General features: G+C 72.6%; 15 protein-coding genes. 10 read left to right on the forward strand and 5 right to left on the reverse strand.

Annotated elements, in window-relative coordinates; translation table 11 throughout:
• Positions 1 to 14 precede the first annotated feature (14 nt).
• The 3 genes from F3L20_RS06495 to F3L20_RS06505 all read right to left on the reverse strand — a co-directional run bounded on the left by F3L20_RS06495 (position 15) and on the right by F3L20_RS06505 (position 4,608).
• Positions 15 to 899: a fructosamine kinase family protein gene (locus tag F3L20_RS06495; RefSeq protein ID WP_240810850.1), complete on the reverse strand. Its 885-nt coding sequence runs from the start codon at positions 897 to 899 to the stop codon at positions 15 to 17.
• A gap of 71 nt (positions 900 to 970) precedes the next feature.
• Positions 971 to 2,824, reverse strand: a complete 1,854-nt coding sequence (locus tag F3L20_RS06500; protein ID WP_150152988.1) for an ABC transporter ATP-binding protein — start codon at positions 2,822 to 2,824, stop codon at positions 971 to 973.
• On the reverse strand, positions 2,821 to 4,608 hold the full coding sequence (locus tag F3L20_RS06505) for an ABC transporter ATP-binding protein (protein ID WP_150152990.1): 1,788 nt from the start codon (positions 4,606 to 4,608) through the stop codon (positions 2,821 to 2,823). The genes F3L20_RS06500 and F3L20_RS06505 overlap by 4 nt, the downstream gene beginning before the upstream one ends.
• A 231-nt stretch (positions 4,609 to 4,839) precedes the next feature.
• Between F3L20_RS06505 and F3L20_RS06510 the strand changes: the two genes are divergently transcribed.
• The 4 genes from F3L20_RS06510 to F3L20_RS06525 all read left to right on the forward strand — a co-directional run bounded on the left by F3L20_RS06510 (position 4,840) and on the right by F3L20_RS06525 (position 8,519).
• Positions 4,840 to 5,742 carry an ABC transporter ATP-binding protein gene (locus F3L20_RS06510; RefSeq protein WP_150152992.1) on the forward strand — a complete coding sequence of 301 codons (903 nt, stop codon included), beginning with the start codon at positions 4,840 to 4,842 and terminating at the stop codon, positions 5,740 to 5,742.
• Positions 5,739 to 6,488, forward strand: a complete 750-nt coding sequence (locus tag F3L20_RS06515) for an ABC transporter permease (protein ID WP_150152994.1) — start codon at positions 5,739 to 5,741, stop codon at positions 6,486 to 6,488. The genes F3L20_RS06510 and F3L20_RS06515 overlap by 4 nt, the downstream gene beginning before the upstream one ends.
• Positions 6,489 to 6,553: 65 nt before the next feature.
• Positions 6,554 to 7,810: a sensor histidine kinase gene (locus F3L20_RS06520; RefSeq protein ID WP_150157240.1), complete on the forward strand. Its 1,257-nt coding sequence runs from the start codon at positions 6,554 to 6,556 to the stop codon at positions 7,808 to 7,810.
• 64 nt (positions 7,811 to 7,874) lie between these two features.
• The gene (locus tag F3L20_RS06525) at positions 7,875 to 8,519 is read left to right on the forward strand and encodes a response regulator (protein WP_167534667.1); all 645 of its coding nucleotides are present in this window, start codon (positions 7,875 to 7,877) and stop codon (positions 8,517 to 8,519) included.
• Between the two features lie 24 nt (positions 8,520 to 8,543).
• Here F3L20_RS06525 and glgX read toward each other — a convergent pair whose 3' ends face one another.
• The gene (gene glgX, locus F3L20_RS06530) at positions 8,544 to 10,811 is read right to left on the reverse strand and encodes a glycogen debranching protein GlgX (RefSeq protein ID WP_150152998.1); all 2,268 of its coding nucleotides are present in this window, start codon (positions 10,809 to 10,811) and stop codon (positions 8,544 to 8,546) included.
• A 187-nt stretch (positions 10,812 to 10,998) separates the two neighbouring features.
• Here glgX and F3L20_RS06535 point away from each other — a divergent pair, with 187 nt between their 5' ends.
• From F3L20_RS06535 to F3L20_RS06560, 6 genes are all read left to right on the forward strand, one after another.
• On the forward strand, positions 10,999 to 12,225 hold the full coding sequence (locus tag F3L20_RS06535; RefSeq protein ID WP_150153000.1) for a L,D-transpeptidase: 1,227 nt from the start codon (positions 10,999 to 11,001) through the stop codon (positions 12,223 to 12,225).
• A 153-nt stretch (positions 12,226 to 12,378) separates the two neighbouring features.
• Positions 12,379 to 13,623, forward strand: coding sequence for a L,D-transpeptidase (locus tag F3L20_RS06540; protein ID WP_240810851.1), 1,245 nt, complete (start codon positions 12,379 to 12,381; stop codon positions 13,621 to 13,623).
• A gap of 143 nt (positions 13,624 to 13,766) precedes the next feature.
• On the forward strand, positions 13,767 to 14,534 hold the full coding sequence (locus tag F3L20_RS06545; protein WP_150153002.1) for an enoyl-CoA hydratase/isomerase family protein: 768 nt from the start codon (positions 13,767 to 13,769) through the stop codon (positions 14,532 to 14,534).
• A 284-nt stretch (positions 14,535 to 14,818) separates the two neighbouring features.
• A complete protein-coding gene (locus F3L20_RS06550) occupies positions 14,819 to 15,322 on the forward strand; it encodes an ATP-binding protein (protein ID WP_240810852.1) in 504 nt (167 codons plus the stop codon).
• Positions 15,323 to 15,431: 109 nt separating this feature from the next.
• Positions 15,432 to 15,644, forward strand: a complete 213-nt coding sequence (locus F3L20_RS06555) for an EF-hand domain-containing protein (protein ID WP_024888072.1) — start codon at positions 15,432 to 15,434, stop codon at positions 15,642 to 15,644.
• A 40-nt stretch (positions 15,645 to 15,684) separates the two neighbouring features.
• A complete protein-coding gene (locus F3L20_RS06560; RefSeq protein WP_346768076.1) occupies positions 15,685 to 16,476 on the forward strand; it encodes an NADPH-dependent F420 reductase in 792 nt (263 codons plus the stop codon).
• Positions 16,477 to 16,487: 11 nt separating this feature from the next.
• On the opposite strand, the gene F3L20_RS06565 is transcribed toward F3L20_RS06560, so the two are convergent.
• Entirely contained in the window at positions 16,488 to 17,042 is a 555-nt protein-coding gene (locus F3L20_RS06565; protein ID WP_150153006.1) for a glycoside hydrolase family 25 protein, read from the reverse strand.
• Positions 17,043 to 17,255: the final 213 nt, after the last annotated feature.

A 17,255-nucleotide genomic window follows, 5' to 3' on the forward strand; every position in this document is an offset into this window, starting at 1 on the left:
CCGCTCCGTCGTCCTCACCGGCGCTTGCGGAACGGGGCGAGGGTGGCGCGCACGAGATCGGCGGCGCCCCAGTCCGGATCGAACTGCGCGACGACGGCCAGATGCTGACGCAGCTGCAGGACCGGCATCCGCTCGCGCCAGCCGGCGTCGAGCCCGGTCAGCTCCGCGTACCGTTCGAAGAACACCCGCGCCTCGGGCGGCGGCGAGGTCGTCCACAGGTGGGCCAGGTCGACCTCGGCCCAGGTGTACGACACGGCCGGGTCGATCAGCGCGGGCCGGCCGTCGGGGGCGGCCATGACGTTCTGCGTCCACAGGTCGCCGTGCGTCAGGCAGGCCGGCGCGGCCGGCAGCAGCTCGGGCAGGCGGTCGCACAGTCGCTCCAGCGCCGCCCGGTCCTCGGCGTCGAGCGCCTGGCGGACCCGCGGTTCGCCGAGCCAGCGCAGCAGCCGGTGCCGGGCGAAGAACTCGAAGCCGTCGTCGGTCCAGGTGTTGACCTGCCGGCGGCGGCCCAGCCAGTTGTCCCGGTGCCAGCCGAACCGGTCGTGCCGTGTGCTGGTGTGCAGCCGGGCGAACGCGTGCGCGCACTCCTCCCAGAACGCCTCCGTGTCCGGCCGGGGACGCAGCGCCGACAGCACGAGCAGGTCCCGGTCCGCGAGGACGACGTCGGGCGTGGCGACGCCGCCCGCCTCACGCAGCACGGCCAGCCCTTCCGCCTCGGCGGCGAAGGCCTCGTCGGACGGCGGCTCGTCGAACGCCTTGACGAACAGCGGCGTGCCGTCCGCGCGGCGGGCGAGGCCCGCGGTCGCGGCGAGGCCCCCGACGGCCGGCTCGACCGCCACGACGTCCGTCACACCGGCCGCGTGAAGACGTGCGCGCAGCATCGACGTCGCCTCGGTCACGGGTGTGCTCCTCTCGGTCGGTCCCGCCGAGGCACCGGAAGCGGGCCCGCGGCGGCTCTCGGGACGGGGCGTCAGGCCAGGCTGTCCCGCCACGCCCGGTGCAGGTCCGCGAACCGGCCCGTGCCGGCGATCAGTTCGGCCGGGCTGCCGTCCTCCACGACGCGGCCCTTCTCCATCACCAGCACCCGGTCCGCGATCTCCACGGTGGACAGCCGGTGCGCGATGACCACCGCGGTACGGCCCCGCAGCACCGTGGCCATGGCCCGCTGCACCGCCCGCTCCCCGGGGACGTCCAGCGAACTGGTCGCCTCGTCCAGGATCAGCACCGCCGGGTCCGCGAGCAGCGCCCGCGCGAACGCCACCAGCTGGCGCTGACCGGCCGAGATACGGCCGCCCCGCTTGCGCACGTCCGTGTCGTAGCCGTCGGGCAGCGCCGCGATGAAGTCGTGCGCGCCGATCTCCTTGGCCGCCTGCTCGATCTCCTCGCGGGTGGCCTCCGGACGCCCGATCGAGATGTTCTCGGCGACCGTGCCGGAGAACAGGAACGCCTCCTGGGTCACCATCACCACCTCGCGCCGCAGATCCCGTCCCGTCAGGTCGCGCAGGTCCACCCCGTCCAGCAGCACCCGCCCGTCGGAGGGGTCGTAGAACCGGGCGAGCAGCTTCGCCAGCGTCGACTTGCCGGCGCCGGTGGACCCGACGACCGCGACGGTCTGCCCGGCAGGCAAGGTGAGGGCGAAGCGGGGCAGCACCTCGCCGCCGGTGCGGTACGCGAACCGCACGTCGTCGAAGACCACGTCCCGGCCGGGCAGGCCGGTACGCCGCTCCGGCAGCTCACGGGCCACCGCCGGCTCGGGAACGGACGGGGTCTGCGCCAGCAGTCCGGCGATCTTCTCCAGCGAGGCCGCCGCCGACTGGTAGGAGTTCAGGAACATGCCCAGCCGGTCGATCGGGTCGTACAGGCGCCGCAGGTACAGCACCGCCGCCGCCAGCACACCGAGCGCCAGCGTGTCCTCGGCGACCCGGTAGGCGCCCCACAGCACGATCAGCGCGACGGTGGTGTTGGCGGTCACCCGGGAGCCGACGACGTAGCGGGCCATCTCGATCAGCGCGTCGCCGTTGGTCCGCTCGTGCCGCCGGTTCAGCACCGCGAAGTCGGCGTCGTTGGCGGCCTCGCGGCGGAAGGCGCGCACCGGCCGGATGCCGTTCATCGTCTCGACGAACTTCACGATCACCGCGGCGATCGCCGTCGACCGCAGGCGGTACACCCGCCCGGCCCGCCGCTGGTACGACCGCACCAGCAGGTACAGCGGCACGAACGACGCCACCGCGACCGCGCCGAGCCCCAGGTCCAGCCACAGCAGCAGCGCCGAGATGTACACGGCGGACAGGATGACCATGACCAGTTCCTGCAGGCCCTCCTCCAGCAGCTCCCGCAGCGACTCGACGTCGGTGGTGGAGCGGGAGATGATCCGCCCCGAGGTGTAGCGCTCGTGGAAGTCCACGCTCAGCGCCTGCGCGTGACGGAAGATCCGCCCGCGCAGGTCCAGCAGCACGTCCTGGCTGACCCGGGCGGAGGCGGTGACGAACAGGTACTGCAGCCCGCCGGCCGCCGACGCGCACAGCAGATAGCCCGCCGCGACCGCGATCAGCGGCCCGTGGTCGTCGGCGCGGAACGCGGGCACGGCGCGGTCGATCGCGTACGCCACCAGCAGCGGGCCGGCCTGCACGGCGGCCTGCTGGAGCAGCAGCAACAGCGCGGTCACCGCGACCCGGCCGCGCATCGGCGCGAGCAGGGAGCGCAGCAGCGTGCCGGTGGCGCCCGGGGGAGTGGGCAGCACGTCCTGGTCGAAGGGGTCGCCGGACTCCTTCGGTGTCCGGTCGTCGTCCTCGTCCCGGACGGGTGCGGTGGTGGCCGCGGTCATCGCTGGTCCTCCTGTTCCCCCGCCGGGTCGCCGGACATGAGGTGGGCGTACTCGGGGTTGCCGCGCAGCAGTTCGTGATGGGTGCCGACCGCGGTGATCCGCCCGCCGGAGAGCAGCGCGACACGGTCGGCGAGCAGGACCGTGGACGGGCGGTGCGCCACGATCAGCGCCGTGGTGTCGGCGAGCACCCGGCGCAGCGCGGCCTCGACCGCGGCCTCGGTGTGCACGTCCAGCGCGGACAGCGGGTCGTCCAGCACCAGGAAGTCGGGCTGCCCGACGACGGCCCGGGCGAGCGCGAGGCGCTGCCGCTGTCCGCCGGAGAGGCTGAGGCCCTGCTCCCCGACCTGGGTGCCGGTGCCCCGGGGCAGGGCGTGGGCGAAGTCGGCCTGGGCGACGGACAGGGCGCGCGCCAGGTCCTCCTCGCCGCTGCCCCCGCCCATCAGGACGTTCTCGCCGACGCTCGCGGAGAACAGGGTCGGCTCCTCGAAGGCCACGGCGACCTTGGAGCGCAGTTCCTCCCGGGACATCGCGGTGATGTCCTGCCCGTCGAGGGTGATGCGCCCCTCGGTGACCTCGTGCAGCCGCGGCACGAGCGCCGTGAGCGTCGTCTTGCCGCTGCCGGTCGCCCCGACCAGCGCGAGCGACTCCCCGGGCCGGATGTGCAGGTCGACGCGGTCCAGCACGGGGGGCGACCCCTCGGGGGCGTCGGGGTAGCGGAAGGTGACGTTCTCGAACCGCAGCCCGCCCTCCCGGGGCCGGCCGTGTCCCCCGGCGGACGCCGTGGCCTTCGACTCCGGCTCGGCGTCCATCACCTCGAAGTACCGTTCGGTGGCCGTCGCCGCCTCCTGGCTCATCGCCAGCAGGAAGCCGATCGAGTCCACCGGCCAGCGCAGCGCCAGTGCCGTGGACAGGAACGCCACCAGCGTGCCCGCCGACAGGGCGCCGTCCGCCACCTGCACGGCGCCCAGCACCAGCGCCGCCCCGACGGCCAGTTCGGGCAGCGTCACGATCACGCCGAGGATCGTCGCCAGCAGCCGGGCCTTGTGCAGCTCCGTGCCCCGCAGCTGCCCGGACAGCTCGCGGAACGCGCGCGCCTGGGTGCGGTGCCGGCCGAACCCCTTGATGATGCGGATGCCGAGGACGCTCTCCTCCACGACGGTCGTCAGGTCGCCCACCTGGTCCTGGGCGAGCCGCGCCGCGCGCGAGTACCGCTTCTCGAAGACCACACAGGTGATCAGCACGGGCACGGCGGGCACCAGGACGACCAGCCCCAGCGTCCAGTCCTGCACCAGCATGATGGTCACGCCGACCAGGATCGTCACCCCGTTGACCAGCAGGAAGGTCAGCGGGAAGGCGAGGAACATGCGCAGCAGCATCAGGTCCGTGGTGGCCCGGGACAGCAACTGGCCCGAGGGCCAGCGGTCGTGGAAGGCGATCGGCAGCCGCTGCAGATGCCGGTACAGGTCCGCCCGCATCTCCGCCTCGACGTGCGACAGCGGCCGGGCGACCAGCCAGCGCCGGAACCCGAACAGCAGCGCCTCCGCGAGCCCGAGCAGCAGCAGGCACAGGGCGCCGAGCCACACTCCCGCCGGATCGCGGTCGGCGATCGGCCCGTCGACCATCCACTTGAGCACGAGCGGGATGACCAGCCCGATGCAGGACGCCAGGACGGCGATGAACGCGGCGGTGAACAGACGCGTCCGCACGGGCCGCACGTACGGCCACAGCCGCAGCAGCGTCCGCACGGCGGAGCGGGGTTCCCGGGGAGAGGGTGTAGTGGCCATCAGCAGTGAGAGTACGGTTCGCCACTGACGCTGCCCACCGAGTTTCGGCCCGGTCCGCCTCGGTCATGGGTCCTACGACCGGCGGGGCCGGAAGCCCGTACGCAGGGGGAACGGCGGCCGGACGCCCGCGCGGACCGGGGAGTCGTACCACTCCATCAGCCGATCGGACGATGCGCGGTCGAGCGTGACGGCCGATGTCCGCGCGCCCCGCCCGCCGGAACACTGACCGTCATGTCCGTCATCGACGTCACCGACCTGCGCAAGGCCTACGGCGGCCGGCCCGCCGTCGACGGTGTCTCCTTCACCGTCGAGGAGGGTGAGATCTTCGGGATCCTCGGCCCCAACGGCGCCGGCAAGACCACCACCGTGGAATGCGTCGAGGGACTGCGCGTCCCCGACGCCGGCCGGGTCCGGGTCACCGGCCTGGACCCCGTCGCCGACCACGACCGGGTCACCCGCATCCTCGGCGCCCAGCTCCAGCAGAGCGAGCTGCAGCCCAGACTGACCGTCCGCGAGGCCCTGGAGCTGTACGCCTCCTTCCACCCCCGACCCGCCGACTGGCGCCCGCTCGCCGAACGGCTGGGCCTCACCGCGAAGCTGGACGCCCGGTTCGGGAAGCTGTCCGGCGGCCAGAAACAGCGGCTGTTCATCGCGCTGGCCCTGGTCGGCAACCCGCGCATCGTGGTGCTGGACGAGCTGACCACCGGTCTCGACCCGCGCGCCCGGCGCGACACCTGGGAACTCATCGAGGACGTCCGCGCGGGCGGGGTCACCGTGCTCCTCGTCACCCACTTCATGGAGGAGGCCCAGCGTCTGTGCGACCGCATCGCGGTCATCGACAAGGGGCGGGTCGCCGCCCTGGACACCCCGGCGGGGCTCATCCGCCGCTCGGCGGGCGCCACCGTCATCAGCTTCACCCCGTCCGCCCCGCTGGACGACACCGACCTCAACGCGCTGCCCGGGCTCGCCTCGGTCGCCCGCAGGGACGGCCGGATCACCCTGTCCGGCACCGACGACACGGTCAACGCCGTCCTCACCCTCCTCGCCCGCTCCCGCGTCACCGCTCACCAGCTGCGCGTCACCGACGCCACCCTGGACGACGCCTTCCTGGACCTCACGGAGACCACGGCATGAGTACCGCCCTCGTGAACACCGCTGTGCTCAAGACGGAGTTGAAGCTCTTCCGGCGCGAACCCGGCGGCATCTTCTGGATCATGCTCTTCCCGACCCTGCTGCTGGTGATCCTGGGCTCCATCCCGTCCTTCCGGGAGGCCGACCCCGCCCTCGGCGGGCTGCGCCCGGTCGACGCCTACGTCCCGGTCGCCGTCCTCCTCGGGCTGATCATCGGCGGGCTCCAGGGCATGCCGCCCACCCTCACCGGTTACCGGGAGACCGGCATCCTGCGCCGGATGTCGACCACACCGGTCCGTCCCTCCGCCCTGCTCACCGCGCAGATGCTGGTGCTCGGCGCCGCCTCGCTGGTCTCCGCCCTGCTCAGCCTCGCCGTCGGCCGGATCGCGTTCGACGTGGCCCTGCCCCGGCAGCCGCTCGGCCACCTGCTCGCCCTGCTGCTGGCCCTGCTCGCCTCGCTCGCCCTGGGCGCGCTGGTGAGCGCCCTGTCCCGCACCGCGAAGATCGCCACCGCGATCGGCTCGACCGCGCTGTTCCCGTCCATGTTCACCGCGGGCGTGTGGCTGCCGGTCGAGGCCATGCCGGACCTGATGGCCGACATCGTCGGCTGGACCCCGTTCGGCGCCGCCGCGCAGGCCCTCGACGCGGCCGCGGCGGGCGACTGGCCCGGCACGGACCACCTCGCCGTGGTGGCGGGCTGGGCGGTGCTGCTCACCGCCGCGGCGGTGCGCTGGTTCCGCTGGGAGTGAGGGCCGCACCGACGGCCGGGACGACGACCCCGGAAGGACGCACGGACGTGGCCGACAATGACACCATGACGGAATCGGCCCGACTCGAGGACCGCTGGGCGGTCTTCGACCGCTGGGGCCCCTACGGTCTGCTGGTGCTGGGTGTCGTGTTGGCCTGGGCGACCGCCGACGCCCTCGGCATGAGCACCGGCGAACGGCGGGCCTCCGGCGCCCTCGTCGCCGTGGCGGTCGCCGTGGAGCTGTGGTGGGGCGTGCGGTCGCGCACCCGGCCGCCCGGACCGTCCGCGGCGGGCATCCGGCAGTACGCCCTGCGCTGGGGCATCGGCTTCGCCCTCACCTGGCTGAACCCGCTGTTCGCCTTCTACGCCGTCATCGGCTACTTCAGCACCGAGCGCCTGCTGCCGCGTTCGCTGCGCAAGGCGGGCCTGTGCGCCACCGCGGTGACCCTGGCCGGTTCCCAGTCGGGCGGACTGCCGCCGCACGACGGGCTCGGCTGGACGCTCTTCGGGGCCCTCCTGGCCGCCAACGGCGCCCTGGTCCTGCTCTTCGGGCACTTCGCCGACCTGGAGGAGGACCGCGGCCGGGCCCGCGTGGAGACCATCTCCGAACTGGAGCGCACCAACACCGCGTTGCAGCAGGCCCTCGACGAGAACGCCGCCCTGCACTCCCAGCTCCTCGTCCAGGCGCGTGAGGCCGGGGTCGCCCACGAGCGCCGGAGGCTGGCCGCCGAGATCCACGACACCCTGGCCCAGGGGCTCACCGGCATTATCGCGCAGCTCCAGGTCACTGCCAACACCCCCGACCCGGCCGCGGCCCGCGTCCACCTGGACCGGGCCCTCGCCCTGGCCCGCGAGAACCTCGGCGAGGCCCGCCGCTCCGTGCACAACCTGTCCCCGGTCGCGCTGGCCGACGGCGGACTGCCCGAGGCGCTGAAGCGGACCGTCACCGAGTGGGGCGAGCGCACCGGGGTGCGCGCCGAGTTCACGGTCACCGGGACCGCCGAGCCGCTGCACGACGAGATGGCGGCCACCCTGCTGCGCATCGCCCAGGAGGCCCTGTCCAACACGGCACGGCACGCGCGGGCCGGCCGGGCCGGCGTCACCCTCTCCTACATGGGGGACGAGATCGTCCTCGACGTCCGCGACGACGGCCGCGGTTTCGACCCGCTCGCCCTCCGGGCCCGCACCTCCGCCGGGGGCTTCGGCCTCGACGGCATGCGGGCCCGCGCCGAACGCGTCGCCGGGTCCCTCACCGTGGAGTCCGAACCCGGCGGCGGCACGGCGGTCTCGGCCCGCGTACCGTTGGTCCGCCATGACCCATGACGCCGTGTCCGAAGAGGCCGTGCCCGAAGAGGCCGTGTCCGCGAAGGGTGTGTCCGCGGAAGCCGTGTCCGAAGAGGCCGTGATCTCCCTGCTGGTCGTCGACGACCACCCGGTCGTACGGGACGGCCTGCGGGGCATGTTCGAGTCCGCGCCCGGCTTCCGCGTCCTCGGCGAGGCGGCCGACGGCGCGGCGGCGCTGGAGCGGGCCAAGGCCCTGGACCCCGACGTGATCCTCATGGACCTGCGGATGCCCGGCACGGGCGGCGTGGAGGCGATCCGGGAGCTGACCCGTAGGGGCGCCCGTGCCCGGGTCCTCGTACTGACCACGTACGACACCGACTCCGACACCCTCCCCGCGATCGAGGCGGGCGCCACCGGCTATCTGCTCAAGGACGCGCCGCGCGAGGAGCTGTTCGCCGCCGTCCGGGCCGCCGCCGAGGGCCGTTCCGTGTTGTCCCCGGCCGTCGCCTCCCGTCTCGTGTCCGCCGTCCGCGCGCCCCGCACCGCCGGCGGCGAACCGCTCTCCGCACGCGAGAGGGAGGTGCTAACGCTGGTTGCCAAGGGCACCTCCAACCGGGAGATCGCCCGCGAGCTGTTCATCAGCGAGGCCACGGTCAAGACGCACCTCACCCACATCTTCGGCAAGCTCGGCGCCAAGGACCGGGCGGCCGCCGTGGCGGTGGCGTACGACCGGGGCATCCTCGGCTGACGACACGCCGCCGGACGCCGGCCGTCAGGGCAGCACGCGCAGCAGCAGCACCGACCGCCCCGGCACGGCGACCGGTGCCCCCGCGCGGTGCACCACGGCGGGCGCGGCGTCCTGCTCCTCCCGCGCGGTGTCGACGACCACCTCGTACCGCTCCGCCCAGGGCGCGCCCGGCAGCACGAAGTCGACCGGGTCCGGGCCCGCGTGCAGGACGGCCAGGAAGCTGTCGTCGACGACCGGCGCCCCCTCCTCGTCGCGCCCCGGGATGTCCCGCCCGGAGAGGTACATGCCGAGGCTCGCGGCCGGGGCGTACCAGTCGCCCTCGGTCATCTCCCGGCCGTGCGGGGTGAACCAGGCGAGGTCCCGCAGCCCGTCCGCGGAGTGCGCCCGGCCGGAGAAGAACGAGCGGCGGCGCAGCACCGGGTGCCGGTGGCGCAGCGCGATCAGCCGCGAGGTCAGCTCCAGCAGCGGCCGCCACTCCGGGTCGTCCCGCAGGCTCCAGTCCACCCAGCCGATCTCGTTGTCCTGGCAGTAGGCGTTGTTGTTGCCGCGCTGGGTGCGGCCCATCTCGTCGCCGGCCACCAGCATCGGCACACCGGTCGACAGCAGCAGCGTGGTCAGCAGGTTCCGCAGTTGCCGCCGGCGCAGCGCGCGGACGTCCCCGTCGTCCGTCTCGCCCTCCGCGCCGCAGTTCCAGGACCGGTTGTCGTTCGTGCCGTCGCGGTTCCCCTCGCCGTTGGCCTCGTTGTGCTTGCGGTCGTACGACACCAGGTCGCGCAGGGTGAAACCGTCGTGCGCGGTGACGAAGTTGACCGAGGCGTACGGCCGCCGCCCGCCCCAGGCGTACAGGTCGCTGGACCCGGACAGCCGGTAGCCCATCTCCCGTACGTCCGGCAGCGCGTGCCGCCAGAAATCCCGCACGGCGTCCCGGTAGCGGTCGTTCCACTCCGTCCACAGGGGTGGGAAGGCGCCCACCTGGTAGCCGCCCGAGCCGACGTCCCACGGTTCCGCGATCAGCTTGACCCGGCGCAGCACCGGGTCCTGCGCGATCACCGCGAGGAACGGCGACAGCATGTCGACGTCGTGCATGGAACGGGCCAGCGCCGCCGCCAGGTCGAAGCGGAAGCCGTCGACGCCCATCTCCGTCACCCAGTAACGCAGCGAGTCCGTGATCAGCCGCAGCACATGCGGCTGCACCACGTGCAGGGTGTTGCCGCAGCCGGTGTAGTCGGCGTAGCGGCGGGCGTCCGGCTGGAGACGGTAGTAGCCGCGGTTGTCGATGCCCTTCAGCGACAGTGTGGGACCCAGCTCGCCGGCTTCGGCGGTGTGGTTGTAGACGACGTCGAGGATCACCTCGATGCCGGCCGCGTGCAGCGCGCGCACCATCCGTTTGAACTCGCCGACCTGCTGTCCGGCCGTCCCGGAGGCAGCGTAGGCGGCGTGCGGAGCGAAGTAGCCGACGGAGTTGTAGCCCCAGTGGTTGCGCAGGCCCCGGCGCAGCAGGTGGTCCTCGTGCGCGAACTGGTGCACCGGCAGCAGCTCGACCGCCGTGACCCCCAGCTTCACCAGGTGCTCGATCGCCGCCGGGTGCGCCAGCCCGGCGTAGGTGCCGCGCAGTTCCTCCGGGACGCCCGGATGCCGCATGGTGAAGCCGCGCACGTGCAGCTCGTAGATCACCGAGTCGGCCCACGGGGTCTTCGGACGGCGGTCGTCCGCCCAGTCGTCGTCGTCATGGACGACGACCCCCTTCGGCACGAACGGCGCCGAGTCCCGGTCGTCGCGCACGGTGTCCGCGACATGCTGCTCCGGCCAGTCGCGGACATGCCCGTACACCTCGGGCGGCAGCCCCCCGAAGTCGTTGCCCGCGGGGTCGTCCACCGCGCGGGCGTACGGGTCGAGCAGCAGCTTCGCCGGGTTCCAGCGGGCGCCGGTCCACGGGTCCCAGCGGCCGTGCACCCGGTAGCCGTAGCGCCGGCCGGGCAGCACACCCGGCACGAAGCCATGCCAGATGCCGTGCGTCAGCTCGGTCAGCCGGGCCCTGCTCTCCCGGCCCCGCTCGTCGAACAGACACAGTTCCACGCCCTCCGCGCCGCCCGCCCAGAGCGCGAAGTTGGTCCCCGCCACCCCGTCCGGACCGGTGCGGAACCGGGCGCCCAGCGGCGTCGGCCGGCCCGGCCGGACGGGCACCGTGGGCACGGGCGGCGCCGGCCGCGCGCCGTTCACGACGACGGCCGGGCGCCCGTCCCCGGTGGCCCGCTCTGCGGCCACCGCCTCCTGCTCGGCTGCGCTGGACACCTGTCAGCCTCCCGCGGCTCGTGGGGGACGACGGCGGACGGGGGAGCCACGGCCCGTGCGGCTCCGGCCGTGGCCCCCCGGTGCGTCGTCCTCCCCACAGTTCTGCCCAGAGCGTGCCTCGCACTCACGTTTCCCCGAGGGGCGGCATGGTCGTTTCCCGGAGGCGACGCCCGTCGTTGGGTACCGCGTGATGCACGTACAAGGGCGCGCACGGCGCGCGAGGGCCGCGCTGGCCGTCGTAGTGGCATGGGCAGGACTGCTGACCGGAACCGCCGGATGCAGCTCGGAGGGCCCCGTCACCGGGGCGTACGGGCCGCCAGGACGCGGGGAGACCATCCAGGTGGCGCCGCGCGACGGCAGCACCGACGTCCGCCCCGACGGACGGCTGCGGGTCCGGGTGGCGGAGGGCCGGCTGGAGTCGGTGAAGGTGGTGGTCTCGCAGGACGCGCGTGAGTCACCGGTCCCGGGCCGCGTCGACGACGACGGGCGGACCTGGACACCCGACGAGAAACGGCTGGCGCTCGCCGCCAAGTACACCGTCGACGCGGTCGCCGTGGACGGCGCGGGACGCCGCTCCGCCCGGCACACCACGTTCACCACCCACGTCCCGGCGGAACGCTTCATCGGCTACGTCGCCCCCGAGGACCGCTCCACCGTCGGCACCGGCATGATCGTCTCCCTGGAGTTCAACCGGAAGATCACCCGCCGGGCCGCCGTGGAACGCGCGATCCGGGTCACCGCCCGCCCCGCCGTCGAGATCCGGCCCCACTGGTTCGGCTCCACCCGCCTCGACTTCCGCCCCGAGGACTACTGGAAACCCGGCACCGAGGTCACCGTCGACCTGAACCTGCGCGACGTCGAGGGCGCGCCCGGCGTCTACGGCCTCCAACAGCGCACCTTCACCTTCACCGTCGGCCGCAGCCAGGTGTCCGTGGTCGACGCCGCCGCGCACACCATGCGGGTACGGCGGGACGGGGAGCTGCTGGCCACCGTGCCGATCACGGCGGGTGCCGCCAAGACGCCCACGTACAACGGCAAGATGGTGATCACCGAGATGCTCGAGGTCACCCGCATGAACAGCCGCACGGTCGGCTTCGGCGGCGAGTACGACATCCCCGACGTCCCGCACGCCGTCCGGCTGACCAGCTCCGGCACCTTCCTGCACGGCAACTACTGGGCCGCTCCCGAGGTGTTCGGCAGCGGCAACGTCAGTCACGGGTGCGTGGGCCTGCGCGACGTGAAGGGCGGCGGCGCGGACACCCCGGCGGGCTGGTTCTTCGACCGCAGTCTCATCGGCGACGTCGTCGAGGTCGTCAACAGCAAGGACCGGACGGTGGCACCGGACAACGGCCTCGGCGGCTGGAACATGAACTGGAAGGAATGGAAGGCGGGCGGCGCGGTGAACCGGCGCTGACCGCACCCCTCCGGCGGACCGTTGAACTTGGAACGGAACGGTGACAAAACCGCCGCCTCGCACGCTCCTGGCCTGTGGTTACCATTCGCCGTGTGCGCGAGGGGCGCGCTGGGGGGGGCCGGGTCCGGCCAGACCCGCCGAGGGGAGAAACAAGTGAACGTGGGGCCGATATCGGGGGCGTCGGTGGGCGCGCGGCGCGGGGGCAGGAAGCTCGCGGCGCTGGCACTCGGGGTGATGCTGGCGGTCACCGCCTGTGGCGGCGGGGGATCGGAGCCGGGCTCCGACGGGGGCGACGGCAAGGGCAAGGGCAAGGACTCCACGGCGGCGCGGAGCGCGCAGTCCGAGGCGGCGGTCACCATCGCGCCGGAGAACGGCGCCAAGTCGGTCGCGACCAGCGGCGCCTTGAAGGTGACGGCCGCCAAGGGCAAGCTCACCGAGGTCGTCGTCAAGAACCCGGACGGCAAGGCGGTCGACGGGGCGATATCCGGCGACGGCGCCACCTGGACGCCGTCCACCCACCTGGCCGCCTCCACCACCTACACGGTGCACGCGGTCGCCAAGGACGCCGAGGGCCGCACCACCGCCGAGGACTCCCGCTTCACCACACTGACGCCGGAGAACACCTTCATCGGCCACTTCACCCCCGAGGACGGCTCCACGGTCGGCGTCGGAATGCCGTTCTCGCTCCGCTTCACCCGGGGCATCACCAACCCCGAGGACGTCGAGAAGGCCATCCGCATCACCACCGTGCCGGCCGTCGAGGTCGAGGGCCACTGGTTCGGCAACGACCGCCTCGACTTCCGCCCCGAGACGTACTGGAAGGCCGGCACCAAGGTCACCGTCGACCTCAACCTCGACGGCGTCGAGGGCCGCGACGGCGTCTACGGCAAGCAGGCCAAGACCGTCTCCTTCACCATCGGCCGCAGCCAGGTGTCCGTGGTGGACGCCAAGAAGCTCACCATGAAGGTGATGCGGGACGGCAAGCTGATCAAGAAGATCCCGGTCACCACCGGCGCCCCGGGCTACGAGACCTGGAACGGCAAGATGGTCATCAGCGAGAAGCTGGCGGTCACCCGGATGAACGGCGACACGGTCGGCTACGGCGGCGAGTACGACATCAAGGACGTGCCGCACGCGATGCGCCTGTCCACCTCCGGCACCTTCATCCACGGCAACTACTGGGGCGGCGACGTCTTCGGCAACCGTAACGACAGCCACGGCTGCGTGGGGCTGCGTGACGTGCGCGGCGGCTGGGACAAGAAGGCGCCGGCGGCCTGGTTCTTCGAGAACTCGCTGATCGGCGACGTGGTCGAGGTCAAGAACAGCGACGACGCGGTCATCGCCCCGGACAACGGCCTCAACGGCTGGAACATGTCCTGGGAGAAGTGGAAGGCGTAAGGTCTCAGCAGTCCGACCGACGAAGGCCCCGGTGTCCGCACCGGGGCCTCCGTCGTGCCTCCGCGGGAGACCCCCGGACCCCCGGCCGGGATGTGAGCCACCGCACCGGCACGGGTGCCGTTAGTGGCCGTTAACCTGCTGGCATGACCGTACATCTCGAAGTCGCCGAGGGCGTCGGCACGCTGCGCCTGGACCGCCCGCCCATGAACGCGCTGGACGTCGCCACGCAGGACCGTCTGAAGGAGCTCGCCGAGGAGGCCACGCGCCGCGAGGACGTGCGCGCCGTGGTGATCTACGGCGGCGAGAAGGTGTTCGCGGCGGGCGCGGACATCAAGGAGATGCAGGCCATGGACCACGCGGCGATGGTCCTGCGCGCCCGCGCCCTGCAGGACTCCTTCACCGCCGTGGCCCGCATCCCCAAGCCGGTCGTCGCCGCCGTCACCGGTTACGCACTCGGCGGGGGCTGCGAGCTCGCCCTCTGCGCCGACTACCGGATCGCCGGGGAGAACGCCAAGCTCGGTCAGCCGGAGATCCTGCTCGGCCTGATCCCGGGCGCCGGCGGCACCCAGCGGCTGTCCCGGCTGATCGGCCCGTCCAAGGCCAAGGACCTGATCTTCACGGGCCGGCAGGTCCGCGCCGACGAGGCCCTGGCCCTCGGCCTCGTGGACCGCGTGGTCCCCGCCGACGAGGTCCACACCCAGGCGCACGCCTGGGCCGCCAAGCTGGCCCAGGGGCCGGCGATCGCGCTGCGGGCCGCCAAGGAGGCGGTCGACACCGGGCTGGAGACGGACATCGAGACCGGTCTCGCGGTCGAGCGCAACTGGTTCGCGGGCCTGTTCGCCACGGAGGACCGTGAGCGGGGCATGCGCAGCTTCGTGGAGGAGGGCCCGGGCAAGGCGAAGTTCCTGTGACGAGCTGTTGAAATTCCCGCACAGACCTTGCAATTGACGGCATGTCTGATCCGGCCCCCTCGGCGGAACGCATTATGGGAGCCTTAACGCGCCCTTAAGCCGTATCCGTCGAGGGAGCCCGTCGATTGCCCGAGCGTGAGCCGTTGTCGCAGGTCGAGCAGGCCGTCGGAGCCGCCGAAATGCCGTTGGCATATGTCGTGGGCCCACGGTCGGACGGGGGCGCGCGGGGGGCGTATTCCCCTGGAACGGCCCCGGGCGGCTCCGGGCCCCGCCATGATGAGGTCATGGCGGGGCTGGAGGGCATGGAACAGCCGCGGGGAGACGGGCGCGCCATCGCGTCGCGCTGGTCGCCGACGGTCGAGGACGAACGTGCCGTGCGGGCACTGGAGTTGTACGGAGACCCGGCGGAGCGTGAAATTCCGCTCCCTTCTCTTCCCGAGTCCGCCGCCACCGCCCGCCGCCTGGTGCAGATCGTCATCCTGCGCCGCTGGGGCCTGACCGCGAAGATCACCGAGGACGCCGTCCTGCTGGTCTCGGAACTGGTCGGCAACGCCGTCCGCCACACCGGTGCCCGTGTCTTCGGTCTGCGCATGCGTCACCGGCGCGGCTGGATCCGCATCGAGGTCCGTGACCCGTCCAGGGCCCTGCCCTGCCTCATTCCGGTGCAGGAGATGGACATCAGCGGCCGCGGGCTCTTCCTCGTCGACAAGCTCGCCGACCGCTGGGGCGTCGACCTCCTCTCCCACGGCAAGACCACGTGGTTCGAGATGCGGGTCTCCGACCGCTGAGTCCCCGCCGCAGGCAGGTGGGCCGCGGTGGGTGGCCGCCGCACGGCGGGTCCCTCGGGCCGGATAATCTTGGCCGCGTCAGAACCAGTACCAACGGAGGGGCGGATCGGTGGCGGACATCGAGGAAGCACGCAAGCAGTTCGAGCGGATCGACACGAACGGGGACGGCTACATCACCGCTGCCGAGTTCAAGACCGCGCTGGCGCAGGGCGGCGACTGGAACGTCACCGAGGCGGTCGCCGACGCCCTGATCAAGTCGCGGGACCTCGACGGCGACAAGCTGCTGTCCTTCGACGAGTTCTGGGCGCACCTGGACAAGTAGGGCCGCGAGATCTCCGGCGCCGGTACGACCGGCGCCGGACATGCTGTGGGGCCGGACGGGCGAACGGGGACGGAATAGTCCCCCTGTCCGTGCGGTTGGCGCCGATCATGGGGATTTCTCACGGAAATCCAGCCGGACATCGATCCCCGGAAGGGCGAGGCGAGCGGACATGAAGATCGGCATCATCGGCGCGGGCAACATCGGCGGGAATCTCACACGGCGGCTCACGGCCCTCGGCCACGACGTGTCCGTCGCCAACTCCCGCGGCCCGCACACCCTGAAGGCACTGGCCGAGGAGACCGGGGCGACCCCGGTACGGGTCGAGGAGGCCGCCCGCGGCGCCGAGATCGCCGTGGTCACGGTGCCCATGAAGGCCGTGCCCGACCTGCCGTCCGGGCTGTTCGACGAGGCCGCCCCGGGCGTGGTCGTCATCGACACCGGCAACTACTACCCGCGGCAGCGCGACGGCCGGATCGCCGGCATCGAGGACGAGGGCCTCACCGAGAGCCGCTGGACCGAGCGCCAGATCGGCCACCCCGTGATCAAGGCGTTCAACGGCACGTTCGCCCAGGACCTGCTGGACCGCCACCGTCCGGCCGGCGACCCCGACCGCATGGCGCTGCCCGTCGCCGGGGACGACGAGGCCGCCAAGCGCAAGGTCCGGGACCTGATCGAGGAACTCGGCTTCGACACCGTCGACACGGGCGGCCTCGACGACTCCTGGCGCCAGCAGCCCGGCACCCCGGTCTACGGCCTGCGCGGCGGCGTCGACGCCGTCACCCGGGCCCTCGCCGAGGCACCCCCGGAGCGCCCGGCGGACTTCCGCGGCTAGGCCTCAGAACGTCAGGCTCCGGCCCATTCCCGCAGTGCCGACCCGCTGGAGAAGTCCGCGACATTCTTGTCCAGCGGGTCGTCGGTGTACTGGTGGAAACGCCAGTCCGCCTTGATGCGGGGTTTCCCGGCGGTGACGTAGTCGGCGATCCAGAGCCCGTCACCGGCGTAGGACGTGGTGTCGACGTTCAGCCAGAAATCCCGGTTGGAGTACAGGACCACCTTGTTGTGGGGCCGCAGCTCCTTCACCTCGCGGATGAAGCGGTCCTTCTCCGCGTTGCTGGCCCGGGTGCCGCTTCCCGTCCTCTCCCAGTCCACGGCGAGGATGTCGCCCCGCTTCTCGGGCGCCTTGCTGACGAAGTACGCGGCCTGTTCGGTGAGATTCCCCGGCCAGAGGAAGTGGTAGAACCCGACCACCAGACCGGCGTCCCGGCCTCTCTTGGTCTGGGCGCTCAATTTCGAGTTCACGTACGAACGCCCCTCCGTCGCCTTGATGAAGACGAAGGAAAGGCCGTCCGTGTCGTACGTTTCGGACTGGTGGGAACTGACGTCGATGCCGTGCAGCATGGGGCTCCCTGAAGGTGCTGGTGGGGGGCGGGGAGTCGAACGCATCATTCCCCGTTCCGGCGCCGGTGACCCGTTCGGGAGCGGGGCGACCGGATCTTCGGAACCACCGTCTCCGGATCGCGCGCCCCTCGCACGCCACCCCCTGTCGGAGTACCACCCCCGGCCGACACCCGCCCCCACCCCTCGGGATGCGGGACGCCGGGTGTGCGGCGC

This window comes from Streptomyces tendae, from assembly GCF_008632955.1.
In the GTDB taxonomy this organism is placed as follows: Bacteria; Actinomycetota; Actinomycetes; order Streptomycetales; family Streptomycetaceae; genus Streptomyces.